The organism is Acinetobacter minutum, assembly GCF_035916735.1.
In the GTDB taxonomy this organism is placed as follows: Bacteria; Pseudomonadota; Gammaproteobacteria; order Pseudomonadales; family Moraxellaceae; genus Acinetobacter.
The window spans coordinates 572-15,000 of the sequence record NZ_JAQIHG010000042.1; the positions used below are offsets into that span (position 1 = coordinate 572).

12 protein-coding genes and 4 tRNA genes are annotated in these 14,429 nt (G+C 45.3%); 3 read left to right on the top strand and 13 right to left on the bottom strand.

Annotated features, from left to right (window positions below; translation table 11 throughout):
- Positions 1-3: 3 nt before the first annotated feature.
- From PAE54_RS11660 to secA, 8 genes are all read right to left on the bottom strand, one after another.
- Positions 4-80, bottom strand: a tRNA-Pro gene (locus tag PAE54_RS11660).
- A gap of 4 nt (positions 81-84) precedes the next feature.
- A tRNA-His gene (locus PAE54_RS11665) sits at positions 85-160 on the bottom strand.
- A gap of 36 nt (positions 161-196) precedes the next feature.
- Positions 197-273 (bottom strand) — tRNA-Arg (locus PAE54_RS11670).
- Positions 274-318: 45 nt separating this feature from the next.
- Positions 319-395 (bottom strand) — tRNA-Pro (locus PAE54_RS11675).
- A 153-nt stretch (positions 396-548) separates the two neighbouring features.
- Positions 549-1,613 carry a quinolinate synthase NadA gene (nadA, locus tag PAE54_RS11680; protein WP_326519562.1) on the bottom strand — a complete coding sequence of 355 codons (1,065 nt, stop codon included), beginning with the start codon at positions 1,611-1,613 and terminating at the stop codon, positions 549-551.
- Positions 1,614-1,766: 153 nt separating this feature from the next.
- The gene (argJ, locus tag PAE54_RS11685) at positions 1,767-2,987 is read right to left on the bottom strand and encodes a bifunctional glutamate N-acetyltransferase/amino-acid acetyltransferase ArgJ (RefSeq protein ID WP_326519563.1); all 1,221 of its coding nucleotides are present in this window, start codon (positions 2,985-2,987) and stop codon (positions 1,767-1,769) included.
- A gap of 160 nt (positions 2,988-3,147) precedes the next feature.
- Positions 3,148-3,465: a hypothetical protein gene (locus tag PAE54_RS11690; protein ID WP_326519564.1), complete on the bottom strand. Its 318-nt coding sequence runs from the start codon at positions 3,463-3,465 to the stop codon at positions 3,148-3,150.
- A gap of 152 nt (positions 3,466-3,617) precedes the next feature.
- Positions 3,618-6,332 (bottom strand): preprotein translocase subunit SecA, encoded by a 2,715-nt coding sequence (gene secA, locus PAE54_RS11695; protein WP_326519565.1) that lies wholly within the window; start codon positions 6,330-6,332, stop codon positions 3,618-3,620.
- Between the two features lie 340 nt (positions 6,333-6,672).
- Between secA and PAE54_RS11700 the strand changes: the two genes are divergently transcribed.
- Positions 6,673-7,314, top strand: a complete 642-nt coding sequence (locus PAE54_RS11700; RefSeq protein WP_326519566.1) for a peroxiredoxin — start codon at positions 6,673-6,675, stop codon at positions 7,312-7,314.
- A 163-nt stretch (positions 7,315-7,477) separates the two neighbouring features.
- Positions 7,478-8,056, top strand: coding sequence for a dual specificity protein phosphatase family protein (locus PAE54_RS11705; protein ID WP_326519567.1), 579 nt, complete (start codon positions 7,478-7,480; stop codon positions 8,054-8,056).
- Between the two features lie 17 nt (positions 8,057-8,073).
- Here PAE54_RS11705 and PAE54_RS11710 read toward each other — a convergent pair whose 3' ends face one another.
- The 4 genes from PAE54_RS11710 to trpA are packed head-to-tail and all read right to left on the bottom strand — an operon-like array spanning position 8,074 to position 12,111.
- Complete coding sequence (locus PAE54_RS11710; protein WP_273778541.1) at positions 8,074-9,144, bottom strand: SPOR domain-containing protein; 1,071 nt, start codon at positions 9,142-9,144, stop codon at positions 8,074-8,076.
- Positions 9,135-10,421, bottom strand: coding sequence for a bifunctional tetrahydrofolate synthase/dihydrofolate synthase (gene folC, locus PAE54_RS11715; protein ID WP_326519571.1), 1,287 nt, complete (start codon positions 10,419-10,421; stop codon positions 9,135-9,137). The genes PAE54_RS11710 and folC overlap by 10 nt, the downstream gene beginning before the upstream one ends.
- Entirely contained in the window at positions 10,415-11,311 is an 897-nt protein-coding gene (accD, locus tag PAE54_RS11720) for an acetyl-CoA carboxylase, carboxyltransferase subunit beta (protein WP_273778540.1), read from the bottom strand. Before accD ends, folC begins: the two co-directional genes overlap by 7 nt.
- Positions 11,308-12,111 carry a tryptophan synthase subunit alpha gene (gene trpA / locus PAE54_RS11725; protein ID WP_326519568.1) on the bottom strand — a complete coding sequence of 268 codons (804 nt, stop codon included), beginning with the start codon at positions 12,109-12,111 and terminating at the stop codon, positions 11,308-11,310. Before trpA ends, accD begins: the two co-directional genes overlap by 4 nt.
- A 351-nt stretch (positions 12,112-12,462) precedes the next feature.
- On the opposite strand from trpA, the gene PAE54_RS11730 reads away from it, so the two are divergent.
- Positions 12,463-13,791: a Na+/H+ antiporter NhaC family protein gene (locus PAE54_RS11730; RefSeq protein ID WP_326519569.1), complete on the top strand. Its 1,329-nt coding sequence runs from the start codon at positions 12,463-12,465 to the stop codon at positions 13,789-13,791.
- Between the two features lie 46 nt (positions 13,792-13,837).
- Here PAE54_RS11730 and PAE54_RS11735 read toward each other — a convergent pair.
- Positions 13,838-14,429 (bottom strand): transposase (locus tag PAE54_RS11735; protein WP_326519570.1); only part of this gene is annotated, 592 nt, incomplete at its 5' end.

Below are 14,429 nucleotides of genomic sequence, written 5' to 3' on the forward strand. Positions count from 1 at the left end.
AATTGGTCGGAGCAGTAGGATTCGAACCTACGACCCCCTGGTCCCAAACCAGGTGCACTACCAGGCTGTGCTATGCTCCGAAATTGGGGTGAATGACGGGATTCGAACCCGCGACAACTGGAATCACAATCCAGGGCTCTACCAACTGAGCTACATCCACCATCAAATATTTGGTTCTTAATACCAAGCGACCAAATGGCGCGCCTGACAGGATTCGAACCTGTGACCATCCGCTTAGAAGGCGGATGCTCTATCCAACTGAGCTACAGGCGCTTAATCGATGATAAAATACCATGCGATAACTCTGCCTTGAAGAATTGGTCGGAGCAGTAGGATTCGAACCTACGACCCCCTGGTCCCAAACCAGGTGCACTACCAGGCTGTGCTATGCTCCGATTCATCTCAGCTTTCGCTGTATCGCACATCGTGCGGTACGGTGTGCATTCTAGGCGTGACGCCCCGAGACGTCAACACCTATATTTAAAAAAAGTTAAAAATCAGCTTCAAATGTATATTTATACAGCATTTTCAGCATTTTTTGATCAATATCAGCGTTTTAAGCTTGCACTAAACGCCAACATACGATCAAGCGGCACTTTGGCACGCTGTGCCAACACTGGATCCACATGAATTTCCTGATCACCTTTCTGCAATACTTCTAGAATGCCATCGAGCTCATTCATAGCCATCCAAGGGCAATGCGCACACGAACGGCAAGTCGCACCTTCACCCGCTGTTGGGGCTTCAATTAAGATTTTGTTTGGCACAGCCTGCTGCATTTTATAAAAAATGCCACGATCTGTTGCCACAATTAGACGCTCATTCGGTAAAGTCTGCGCGGCTTTGATTAATTGGGAGGTACTCCCCACTGCATCAGCAATTTCAACGACCGATTCTGGTGATTCTGGATGGACTAAAACAGCTGCATCTGGATACAGCGCTTTCATATTGGCGATTCCGCGTGAACGGAATTCTTCATGCACGATACACGCACCATCCCAAAGCAGCATATCTGCACCGGTTTTTTTCTGAATATAACGACCTAAATGCTGATCCGGTGCCCAGATAATTTTTTCACCCGAACTATCCAGATGCTCAACAATTTCTACCGCACAACTTGAAGTCACCACCCAATCCGCACGAGCTTTTACTGCAGCAGAGGTATTGGCATACACTACAACCGTATGATCAGGATGCTCATCACAAAATTTGCTGAACTCATCCACAGGGCAACCTAAATCAAGGGAACAAGTTGCTTCAAGGGTAGGCATCAAGATGGTTTTTTCTGGCGATAAAATCTTGGCCGTTTCACCCATGAATTTCACCCCAGCAACGACCAGAGTAGATGCTGCATGATCACGACCGAAACGTGCCATTTCTAGTGAATCAGACACACAACCACCGGTTAGTTCAGCTAATTCTTGAACTTCAGGATCACAATAATAGTGCGCAACAAGGACAGCATCACGTTTTTTGAGTTCTGCTTTAATCTGCTCGAATTTCTGTTGTTTCGCTTCATCAGTGAGACGAATTTCTTTCGGCTCTCCTAAACGATCCAAATGCGCTTGTACAATAGATTTTGCTTCATTCGCAATTAAAGTCGCATCATTCATAAAACGTCTTCTCTATCCATTCACCAGTCATCAACTGGCATTTACACTTAGGTAAGTCACCACGCTGTACCTTAAAGTACATATGGGGATTTACATCAAAAGATCAATCGTGAAAAAAGCCTCAAGAATGAGGCTTTACTGAAATGAGGTGAATCAGGAGCGGTAATCCGCATTGATTTTGACATAGTCATAAGACAAGTCACAGGTATACACTGTATCTTTGGCCTGACCACGGCCTAGGTCAACACGGATGGTCAATTCTGTCTGCGCCATGACGCGTGCACCTGCTTCTTCAGTATAATCCTCTGCGGCACCACCATCTTTGCAGATCTGGACATCGTCGAGCCACACCTGAATTTTTTCAACATCCAAATTTTTTACCCCGGCATAACCAATCGCAGCCAGAATACGTCCCCAGTTTGGATCAGAAGCAAAGATTGCAGTCTTAACCAATGGAGAATGCGCAATACTATAGGCAATGTCGCAACATTCTTGAGTATCCGCACCACCTTCTACCGTAATGGTAATAAATTTAGTTGCCCCTTCACCATCTCGCACAATCAGTTGCGCCAGACGTTTCATGATCCGGGTCAAAACATCCAACACGACCGCATAACGTGTATCATCGGCTGAAGTAATTTCCGTACCGCCCGCTTGACCTGTCGCTGCAAAAATACAGGAGTCATTGGTCGAGGTATCACCATCGACAGTTATCCGGTTAAATGACTGTTCTACAGTCGTGCTAAGTAGCTGTTGTACCAAGGCACGGGAAATCGGTGCATCGGTCGCCACAAAACTGAGCATGGTGGCCATATTCGGACGGATCATACCCGCGCCTTTTGAAATGCCGGTCATCGTGTAAGTGATACCATCCAGTTCAAACTGCTCAGAAGCACCTTTCGGTGTCGTGTCTGTGGTCATAATTCCGGTTGCAGCATCCACCCAAGCTTCCGCATTCAGCGTATTTAAAGCCGGTTGCAAACCAGAAAGTAAACGCTCCATTGGCAATTGTTCACCAATCACCCCCGTTGAAAAAGGTAAAATTTCGGCTGCCGTCACGCCTGCAAGTTCTGCCAGTTTTTCACAGGTTTTTTGCGCATTTGCCATGCCGGTTTTACCTGTCCCTGCATTGGCATTGCCGGTATTGATCACTAAATAACGTGAGTTGGTTTGTGCCAAATGAGCTTTACACACATGCACAGGTGCCGCACAAAACGCATTCTGGGTAAAGACGCCCGCTACATTTGTACCTTCAGCAAATTCAAAAATCACCAGATCTCGGCGGTTCGGATAACGCACATACGCTTCTGCTGAGCCAATCTTTACCCCGTGCACCACATGCATGTGTGGCATCGTTACGTCACCAACCGCCATTTTTAAACGTCCAATGAATATGTTGTGGAAAAAACTCACAGCTTAGTGGAAATGCAGCTAAAAATCGAGAGTCAGACGACATTTCACCTATTTTCTGTGCATGTGTTTTATCAAAATAAAAAACCGGCCTAAGAACCGGTTGATACAAAACCTACAAGCCTTAGTTCGCCGCCAGTTGCCCAGGAACAGATAGTAAGGCTTGTTTGGCTTTTTCCTGACTCGCTGCGGACAAGGCAGGATTGTTAGCCACAATACGCTTAACCGTATTGGCATCCGCGGCAGTAATATTTGCAGTCTTCAAAATGACAGGACGATCACCCGTATTACTCAAAGTATAGCGAATACCCGTACGTGGACTAATTAAATTGGTGGTGGTTTTCTGTGCTGTTGGGATGGTGGTGGTCTGGGGTGTATTGGCAAAACTCATCACTGGCAATAGTAATATAGCCAAACCTAAGCTACTTAATCCTGTTTTCATGCGGTATTCCTGCTGTCCGGATGCAATGTGCAAGTTAATAGCATGCAACGCTCTTCGGCTGCAAATACTAATTGCCCTTTGCAATATCTGGTAAACATAAAAAAAGCGGAATCAAAATTCCGCTTTTTTACTCTGACTGACCATCTAGAGTATTAGATTTTGCCGTGACACTGTTTGTATTTCAGTCCAGATCCGCAAGGACACGGTGCATTACGGCTTGCAGGCGGTGTAAAGTGGGCTGTTGGAGCAGGCTGTGCATCCTCTTGTGGATGAAGTTCGCCGGTCAGACCATCGACTTCATCATGGGCAAAACTCAACTTCATCGCTTCCGCTTGCGCCTGTTGTTGCGCTTCTAACTCGGCCAGTTCTTCTGCAGTTGGTACATGCACACGCGAAAGATCGGTTACGACATCCGATTTGATCACACCCAACATATTCACAAACAGATTAAAGGCTTCTTTCTTGTATTCCTGCTCTGGATTTTTCTGCGCATAGCCGCGTAAATGAATGCCCTGACGCAAGTAGTCCATCGCAGCCAGATGATCTTTCCAGTGACGATCTAGCGAGCTCAGCATGAAATGACGCTCAAGCATCGCTGCAGACTCATCGCCCATCTGTTCACGACGTTCACGATAGCGTGCAATCACTTCATCGGTGATTCGCGCCACCAAACCTTCTTCGTCGAGGCGACGGTCATCTTCAAGCCATTGCTGGATTGGCAGATCAATTGCCAAATCCACACGCAAGGCATTTTCCAGACCCGGAATATCCCACTGATCGTGAATCGATTCAGGTGGCACAAAGTTGGCAATCACACCCTGCATAACATCACGGTGCATTTCTTCAACATAATCCTGCAATGTGTTTTCTGCCAAAATATCATCACGTTGTGAATAAATGATCTTACGCTGCTCATTATTCACATCATCGTATTTCAGCAGGTTCTTACGAATGTCAAAGTTACGTGCTTCCACTTTACGTTGGGCATTTTCAATCGAACGGCTGACCATCTTGTGTTCGATGGCTTCATCTTCTTGTAAGCCCATCGCACGCATCATGCCTACCACACGGTCACCGGCAAAGATACGCATCAAGTCATCTTCAAGCGACAAATAGAAACGTGATACGCCTGGATCACCTTGACGACCGGCACGACCACGGAGCTGATTGTCAATACGGCGGGATTCGTGACGCTCTGAACCGATAATATGCAGACCACCTGAACTCAAGACCATGTCATGGTCCTGTTCCCATTCCGCTTTTAAACGAGCTTCATCTTCCGCAGTTGGGTTTTCCAGTTTCGCAAGCTTGGCTTTCCAGTTACCGCCGAGCAGAATATCGGTACCACGACCCGCCATGTTGGTGGCAATGGTGACCGCATTCGGACTACCAGCTTGCGCAATAATATCCGCTTCACGTTCGTGCTGTTTGGCATTCAAGACTTCATGCTGAATACCCGCCTCAAGCAGTTTTTCCGACAGGATTTCACTGGCTTCAATGGTTGCGGTACCGATCAGGATCGGTGCAACACCAGCTTCACGGATGTTGCGAATTTCATTGATGATCGCGTTATATTTACCATTACGGTTTAAATAAATTAAATCGTTAAGGTCTTTACGGATCATTGGTCGATGCGTTGGAATAATCACCACATCCAGACCATAAATCTCTTTCATTTCCGCCGCTTCAGTATCTGCCGTACCAGTCATACCGGACAGTTTCTTATACAGACGGAAATAGTTCTGGAACGTTGTGGTGGCCAGTGTCTGGTTTTCTGGCTGGATTTCCAAGCCTTCTTTGGCTTCAACCGCCTGATGCAAACCTTCTGACCAGCGACGACCCGGCATGGTACGGCCGGTATTTTCATCCACAATGATGACTTCACCTTCATGGATGATGTAATGCACGTTGCGCTGATACAGATAATGCGCACGAATGGCTGCCGTCACGTGATGGACCAGATTCAGATTCGCGGCAGAATACAGACTCTCACCTTCTGCCAGTAACCCCATCTCAATCAGTTCTTGCTCGACAGTTTCAAAACCGGCTTCGGTCATTTCCACCGAACGCTGTTTTTCATCAATCCAGAAATGACCGCCATCAGCGACTTTTTCTTCTTTTTGCGGATGCAGTTTAGGTGGAATACTGTTAATTGCGGCATACAACTGTGAAGAGTCTTCACTTTGACCAGAAATGATCAACGGTGTACGTGCTTCATCAATCAAAATGGAATCGACTTCATCGATAATGGCATAGTGCAGACCGCGTTGTTTTTTCTCGGCCAGTGAGAACACCATGTTGTCACGCAGATAGTCGAAACCGAATTCGTTATTGGTACCGTAGGTAATATCAGCTTGATAGGCTTGAGCCTTTTCTACCGGGTTTTGCATCGAGTAAATTGTCCCAATGCTCAAACCAAGAAACTCAAACAGTGGGCGGTTTAACTCGGCATCACGTTGTGCCAAGTAATCATTTACGGTAATGACATGCACACCTTGACCACTTAATGCATTCAGATAACAGGCCAAGGTTCCCATCAGGGTTTTACCTTCACCGGTACGCATCTCGGCGATTTTACCTTCATGCAGGGTAATACCACCAATGAGCTGTACATCATAATGACGCATGCCCATCACACGCTTTGCAGCTTCACGACAGACCGCAAAAGCTTCCGGCAATAAAAGATCAAGGCTTTCGCCTTTTTGATAACGTTGTTTGAATTCTGGAGTTTTCGCAGATAAGTCCGCATCGCTTAAAGCTGAGATCGTCGGCTCGAGCGCATTGATTTTATCGACAATTTTACGCATCCGCTTGAGTTCGCGCTCATTTTTTGTACCGAAGATACCTCCGATCAGACTTGCCAACATGAATAAACTCTCTAAATCTTGCTTGTCAAATGAATAAATTTTTTCTCAGCCGTTATTATGGAGCTAGAAATGTGAAGTACAAGGGCTTTGCACCCTACAAATTAAAAAATCCTAAGGATAGGTTCTAGCGCCTATTCGGTTGGGCATTGCACAATTTAACAAATTTACCGCCGACATACATCGACTACAGGCGTTTTTTTCTGCATGATTTTTACGATCATTAATTCATTCATATTCATTATTTTCATAAAGAAATAGAAAAACCATATTTTTATTTGCTAAAGAATTGCGCCATAGTCGTTTCATCCCAAAAATAAACCCACATCATGAGGACCAAAGAATGACACTGCGTTTAGGCGATACCGCACCCAATTTCCAACAGCAATCGAGCGAAGGATTTATTGATTTCTATGAATTTCTAGGTGACAGCTGGGGCGTTTTATTTTCCCATCCAGCGGATTACACCCCGGTCTGTACGACAGAACTCGGCTTTACCGCAAAACTGAAAGATGAATTTTCCAAACGCAATGTCAAAGCGATTGCCCTTTCTGTTGATGATGTCGAATCACATCACGGCTGGATTCAGGATATTAATGAAACGCAAAACACCACCGTGAACTTCCCGATCCTTGCCGATCAGGATCGTAAAGTGTCTGATCTGTATGGATTCATTCATCCGAATGCTAGCGACACCTTAACTGTACGATCTTTAGTGATTATTGATCCAAATAAAAAAGTCCGTTTAATCATTACTTATCCGGCTTCAACAGGACGTAATTTCCATGAAGTCTTGCGCGTGATCGATTCCTTGCAGCTCACAGATAACTACAAAGTGGCCACACCTGCAAACTGGCAACAAGGTGAAGAAGTTGTGATTGTGCCATCGATTAAGGATGAAGCCGAGCTTAAACAACGTTTCCCTCAGGGTTACAAGGTAATTAAGCCCTATTTACGTTTAACTCCACAGCCAGACAAACACTAATTTTTTTAACCTTTCTTCCTTTTCTCCAAGCCTATCCAACATCGATAGGCTTTCTTTTTTATTAATCTTTGACATCAGGCTGACCGATTGTCATTTTTTAATTTAATACTTCTAATGAGATGCTATAACAGAACACGATTGCACCACGATGCTCAACATTACTATGAATCAAAAAATTATCAGTCTACTGCTCTGCTTAAGCCCACTTTCAGGTTGTATGACCACGACAGCATTACCAGAACAACAACGTCCAAACACTTGGGCGACAGCCCTCTCTACCCCATACAATTTCTATCAGGTCGATGCAGGATTGTTCCGTAGTGAACAGCCTCAAGCTGCTTTATTGCCATTATTGCAACAGCAACAGATCAATCTGGTCATCAATCTTCGTTCTAGTAACCTCGATCAAAAACTACTGCCTCAGCACGGTATTGAGGTCGTTCATGTCCCGATTCATACTTGGGCGATTGATCGTGAAGACTTATTGCAAGTCATGCAACAGATACAACTAGCACAACAACAGAATAAGAAAGTACTCATTCATTGCTATCATGGTTCTGACCGTACCGGCGCGAGTGTGGCGATGTACCGGATTATTTTTCAGCAATGGCCGATTGCTGAAGCAGTGCGGGAAATGAGACAGGGAAATTATGGCTTTCACCCGATCTGGTTCAATATCGAGGCACTATTTCAGCCTGAAAATGTAAAATGGATTCAACAGCAACTGTCGAATCCATCATAAAGCGAAGATGATCTGATTTATCGCTTGTCGAGCGGCACCCAGTCAATGACCCAGGCAGATTTCATATTCAAGCTAGCATCACTGGTAATTTTGCGACGTGTCACATCTGCCGTATCACGATCTTTAGCAGGTCCCACCATAATACGAATCCCTTTAGAAGTCGGACTGGTGGTAATTTTATAACCTTTAGCACGCAGCTTCGACACAATTGCATCAGCATTGGCCTGATTTGCGGCCAGTGCAACTTGTACCATCCAGTTTTTATCACCATTTTCTAGCAAATCACGGGCTTTCGCTGCTTCCGCCTTTTTCTTGGCTTCTTCCTCAGCTTTACGTTTTTTCGCTTCGGCACGTAGCTTTTCAGCTTCAGCCTGTTTTTTGGCGGCTGCCTTGGCTTCTTCTATCTTTTTACGTTCAGCTTCTGCTTTACGCTCTGCCTCAGCCTGGCGCTGAGCAACAAGCTTACGTTCGGTTTCTAGCTTACGTTGGGCATCGGCAAGTTGTCGCTTTCGCTCTTCTTCCGCCTTCTTGCTGGCTTCTAATTTTTGAGCCGTTTCAAGCTGACGTTTTTGTTCTGCTAGTTTTTTCTCAGCCTCTAGCTTTTGCTGTTCAGTCTTTTTTAGTTCCGCAGTGCGCTTCTCCTCCGCAAGCAAATTGTTTTTGGCTTTTTGTTCTTCTGCCAACTCGGGAGGAATATTGTCTGAACTCTGTTGTGCTGGTGTACGCAAGGCATTCAAAGCCGCATACTCTTCCGCGGCTTTACGGGCAGCCTCAGCTTCAGCCTGTTGTTGCATTGCTAGAAATTCAGCAGCACGGGCTTCCTGTTCTGCGACTGCTTTTTCACGGGCACGGCGTTGCTCTTCAAGCAATCGCTTTTCAGTTTCAACATCGACTGTTAACGACTGAAATTGTGCCTGAGCATTATTTTGTGCTGGATTTTTTTGTTCTAGCTGTTCAGCAGGTGCAGAGGTCTGAATATTTTTTTGATGTATTTCTTGATTACCTTTTAGAAGTAATGCTGCCAATAAAACACCGCCACCTAATATAACAACGCCACCCATCCAACGCTGTCTGTTATTCATTGACATTCTTCCAAATACTCCCAGACCGCTTCTAATGTATGAAACGAACCGCACACCAAAATTAATTGATTATTTTTAGTCTCGTCCAAGGCTGCTTTAAAGGCCTGTTGAATCGTATCATATTGCACAACTGCTTCACCTTGCAAAGCGTGTTGTAGCTGTTCAATTGGTGCTGCACGGGGTACTTGTAATGGCGCAATTTTCCATTGTGTAATTGAGCCTTTCAACAAGTTGACCACAGCCGCAATATCTTTGTCAGCCAGCATGGAAAAGACCGTCACGACTTCGCTGTACTGTGTATGATATTTTAAGAAATTGCGCAATTGCTTTAACAAAAACTCTACACCATGCGGATTGTGCCCCGCATCAAAAATGACGGTTTTATTTGCAATCTGACACTGTTCAAAACGACCTGCTAAATGTGCGGTCGTAATCCCTTGAGCAATGGCCGCCTGGCTGATCTGCAAACCACTGAGCAAAGCAGCAGCCACAGCCGTCGCAATATTTTCTAGTGCCAATGTGCCTACAGGTAATTTTAGCGTAGTACCCGGTGCAGCCAATATCCAACTTTGGCCATCTTCAGCCATTTGATAGAAGTAATCACGTTCCGCAACATACAGTTTGGCTTGGCATTCTTCTACTTTTTGCTGGATTGCCTGCGGAAGGGTTTGCAATCCACCAAATACCACAGGGATCTGCGGACGAATAATACCGGCTTTTTCGAAGGCAATTTGTTCGATGCTGTCGCCCAACCAGTCGGTATGATCCAGACCAATATTGGTGATCACCGCCAAATCAGGATCAATCACATTGACCACATCAAGACGTCCACCCAAACCAACTTCGAGTACCCAAACGTCACAATGCTGCTGTTTAAAAATGACAAAAGCGGCCAGAGTGGTCGCTTCAAAAAAAGACAGGCTTAAATCACAGGCACGACGTGCCTGATCCACTTGAACGAACGCTTCAACCAGACTTCGATCATCCACCTCAATACCCGACAATTTAACGCGCTCATTAAAGCGGTAAATATGCGGAGATTGATACAGTCCGACTTTATAACCTTGCGCCGTGAGTATGGCCGCCAAAGTAGTCGTGGTTGAACCTTTACCATTGGTTCCGGCAACCGTCAGCACTTTAGCCTGAGGTTGAGTGATTCCGAGTTTCTCCGCTACAGGCAAGACGCGCTCAAGGCCCAAATCAATGCCTGTGACGTGCACATGGCTCCAATAATCGAGCCATGTGTCTAAGGTATCCGTTACAAGTGGAGCGTTGTTCAAGATAAGTTCATCAGTTTCGCAATAATACGATATACAGTATCACGTAATGCGTGACGATGAACAATCTGATCAACAACACCATGCTCAAGTAAGTATTCAGCACGCTGGAACGGCTCTTCTAGCTTTTCACGAACTGTTTGCTCGATTACACGTTTACCTGCGAAACCGATCATGGCTTTAGGCTCAGCAATATGCACATCGCCCAACATCGCCAATGATGCCGTTACGCCACCGTAGACTGGATGAGTCAAAACGACAATATATGGCAAACCGGCATCTTTCATTTTTTGAATTGCAGCAGAAGTACGTGCCATCTGCATCAGAGATAACATCCCTTCCTGCATGCGTGCACCACCTGAAGCTGCAAAGCAGATTAAAGGTTGACGCATTTCAATCGCACGTTCAGCGGCTTGAACAAAACGGTCACCCACAACAGTACCCATTGAGCCACCCATGAAGTCGAATTCAAAGGCACAGGCAATCATTGGGGTATTTTTCAGTGTACCTTGCATCACCACAAGCGCTTCGGTTTCACCCGTTTTGCTTTGCGCTTCACGCATACGCTCTGGATAAGGCTTGCTATCGACAAAATGCAAAGGATCTTTGGCAACAAATTCCTGGCCCAGTTCGTGTTGCACATGGTCAAAGAACCAGTTTAAACGATCACGCGCTTTCATACGCAAATGTTCGTCACATTGCGGGCAAACATGTGCATTAAACGAGATGGCAGTCAGCGTCACCAATGAATGGCACTCAGGGCACTCAATCGTTGGCTCGGTTAACGTAGATTTAAGTGCTTGTTGCTCATCGGCTTTTTGGATACCCGGCACTGCACGTGCAGTCCATGGCGTCGATGGGCTAAGAATTTTCCCTGATTTCACTTCTTGATTCATACTAACTCATCGAGCGCAGCTCGAAGCTCCTTGACTTTATTAACCGTTTGTTCTACGGCTTGTTCTGGTGCCAATGTTGCAAATTGTTTGACAAATGCACTTCCGACAATGACCGCATCGGCAACACTACCCATCGCTTTCGCAGAAGCAGCATCGCTAATTCCGAAACCCACACCCACTGGCACATCAGTCACCGCTTTGATTTTCTGGATGCGTTCTGCTGCTTCAGCAACATCCAGTGTGGCTGCACCTGTTACCCCCTTCAGGGAAACATAATAAATAAAACCACGTGCCTGTTTCACCACATGCTGGATACGCTGATCGGTTGATGTTGGCGCAAGGAGGAAGATTTGATCCATATCATGCTGTTTCAGCACGGTATCAAAATCTGCGGCTTCTTCTGGCGGCAAGTCCACCAGCAATACGCCATCCACACCACATTCTTTGGCTGTTGAAACAAATTTTTCATAGCCAATTACTTCAACTGGGTTCAAATACCCCATCAAAACCACCGGGGTATCCTGGTCTTTTTGACGGAATTCTTTCACCATATTCAACGCATCCAGGGTATTGGTTCCCCCTGCCAAAGCGCGTTCCGCAGCCAGTGAAATCACTGGACCATCTGCCATTGGGTCTGAAAATGGCAATCCAAGTTCAATTACATCTACCCCTGCTTCAACCATTTGATGCAATAACGGCACCGTTACTTGAGGTTGAGGGTCACCTGCCATGACATAAGAAACCAGGGCCTTACGCTGTTGAGATTTGATCTGATCAAAACGGGTGGCTAAACGTGACATAGGGTTGTAATTTCCTTGAATTGTTTAAAACTGAGGAGTTGGTTTTGTAGAAATACAAGACATCGCATTGTAACGCTATTTTTCGCCACTTGCACAGCGCCATAAAAGCCACAATAGGTCTTGATATTTGCAGAACAACCCGTGTGCTACATTTATCTATATTTTATTTTTTTTCTCAATGATCAAAGCTTCCTAATTTTCAGTTTTTTAAAAATCATCAATATTAAGATTCACTTATTTTAAACAAGAAAAATTACTGTAAAAAAATAGAGTTAGCTCTTACATTTTTACTTTTCGGATATTGCAAAAGCTGTTTTATACTAGCGGTTTTCGTATGTATTTCCTGTTTTTATGACCACTTCTTCCTTGGGCAAAGTGCAAGCTCGCGCGCTCGCACTGTTGCCCCTTCTTGTTTTTCTGGCCATCTTTTTAGGCAGCGGCATCTATCATTCTCTGATTGGAACCGAATTCGCTTTTTATCAGATCAAAGCGCCTGTCGCCGCTTTACCCGCTCTGATTTTGGCGGTGCTGTTGTATCGAGACAAACTGAATACAGCGATTGATGAATTCATTGCGGGTGCGAGCCACCCCAACCTGATTTTGATGTTTATGGTGTTTATGCTCGCCGGAGCATTCGCGAGTGTCTCGAGCACGATTGGCAGTGTGGATGCCACCGTACAACTAGGTTTATCGATTATTCCACCTTCGTTTGTGCTGCCTATGCTGTTTATCATTTCAGCTTTTATTGCCACTGCGATGGGTACCTCAATGGGAACCATTGCCGCATGTGCTCCGATTGCCTTTGGTTTTGCACAAGCCACTAATATTGAAGCAATTTATGCCATTGGTGCTGTGGTCGGTGGTGCGATGTTTGGCGATAACCTGTCGATGATTTCTGATACCACCATTGCGGCAACACGCAGTCAAGGTGTCGAATTACGTGACAAGTTCAGGGTCAATGTCTGGATCGCACTTCCAGCAGCTCTAGTTACCCTAATGATCTATATTCTGACCAGCCATGATTCCCAGGCATTGGCTTATAAAGAATATAACTTATGGCTCATCCTGCCTTATTTAGCAGTGTTCTTTCTGGCCTTTAGCCGTTTGCACGTCCTCGTGATTTTGAGTATTGGCATTGTGATCTCGGGTTTGATTGGACTTTTTGCCAATCCGACATTTGATCTACTGAAACTCAATAATGCCATTTATGATGGTTTTGTCGGCATGTTTGAAGTTGCCTTGCTTTCTATGTTTCTCGGAGGCCTCTCTGCCCTGATGCAAAAAGAAGGAGGCTTGCAATGGCTGATTGAGCGCATTTATGCCTTTACTCAGCTGTTCAAAGTAGGCCGTGAGCGTGCGGGTGAATTAGGCGTGAGTTTTCTGGTGATTTTTTCCAACCTGTTTGTGGCCAACAACACGGTTGCGATTATTCTATCGGGCGATATGGCGCGTGAAGTTGCGAAAGAATATGGTCTGGACCCAAAACGGGTGGCTGCTCTACTGGATACCTTTTCTTGCGTGGTACAAGGTTTGATTCCGTACGGTGCACAGTTACTGCTAGCCTGTTCCATTGCGAAAATGTCGCCAGTCGAACTCATTGGCAATGTTTATTACTGTTGGGTCCTGGCGGTTTTCACCCTGATCGCAATTGTTTTCCGCTACCCACGATTAAAAAACTAACTGATTCAACACACTAAAAGCCATCACAAGATGTAATGCCAGTCAGTTAAGAAATTGACTGGCATTTTCTTGGGTATTTCTGTGGTTTTAGCTTCACAACCCTCGGACAATTTCTTTTCCTTCTCTCCGGCAAGATATACATCCTGGCTTGTTCCAACAAGCTTTCTAAATGTTTAGGTAAATTGCCTGCTGACTCTAAAGGGGTATGCCTTAAGATATTGAGAATGCTGATGGAGGCAAGATGAAAGCTGATTCTCAATGGACTCACCTTTACGCGTTGAGCCATGTATTTCATTTGTCTTCTCAGCACGTTATACGCAATCAATACGCCCCATAATTCCTGATAAACCAAATCAGGTTGCTTGCTCCTTAAATGTTTCCCATCCTGTAAATCACTTTTTATTTCCCGGTAACACATTTCTATTTCCCAGCGCTGAGCATAAAGCTTCGCTAAGGCTTTGAGTGGGTAGGTCTTTGAATCAGTTAATGAAGTGATATAACGCCTGAGCTTTCCTGCATGTTCAACTTCAATCAAACGTGCTTCCCAGGCATCCCCCAATAATGGATTGAGCTTCCTGGCCCTCGGTGATACCGGCATTTTGATGTGAAAATCGTGCTGGGAGTTACGCTTGACCACC

Coding starts and splice junctions, on each gene's coding strand:
- nadA (WP_326519562.1), bottom strand. CDS start 1,613: ATGAATGATGCGACTTTAATTGCGAATGAAGCAAAATCTATTGTACAA.
- argJ (WP_326519563.1), bottom strand. CDS start 2,987: ATGGCGGTTGGTGACGTAACGATGCCACACATGCATGTGGTGCACGGG.
- PAE54_RS11690 (WP_326519564.1), bottom strand. CDS start 3,465: ATGAAAACAGGATTAAGTAGCTTAGGTTTGGCTATATTACTATTGCCA.
- secA (WP_326519565.1), bottom strand. CDS start 6,332: ATGTTGGCAAGTCTGATCGGAGGTATCTTCGGTACAAAAAATGAGCGC.
- PAE54_RS11700 (WP_326519566.1), top strand. CDS start 6,673: ATGACACTGCGTTTAGGCGATACCGCACCCAATTTCCAACAGCAATCG.
- PAE54_RS11705 (WP_326519567.1), top strand. CDS start 7,478: ATGAATCAAAAAATTATCAGTCTACTGCTCTGCTTAAGCCCACTTTCA.
- PAE54_RS11710 (WP_273778541.1), bottom strand. CDS start 9,144: ATGTCAATGAATAACAGACAGCGTTGGATGGGTGGCGTTGTTATATTA.
- accD (WP_273778540.1), bottom strand. CDS start 11,311: ATGAATCAAGAAGTGAAATCAGGGAAAATTCTTAGCCCATCGACGCCA.
- trpA (WP_326519568.1), bottom strand. CDS start 12,111: ATGTCACGTTTAGCCACCCGTTTTGATCAGATCAAATCTCAACAGCGT.
- PAE54_RS11730 (WP_326519569.1), top strand. CDS start 12,463: ATGACCACTTCTTCCTTGGGCAAAGTGCAAGCTCGCGCGCTCGCACTG.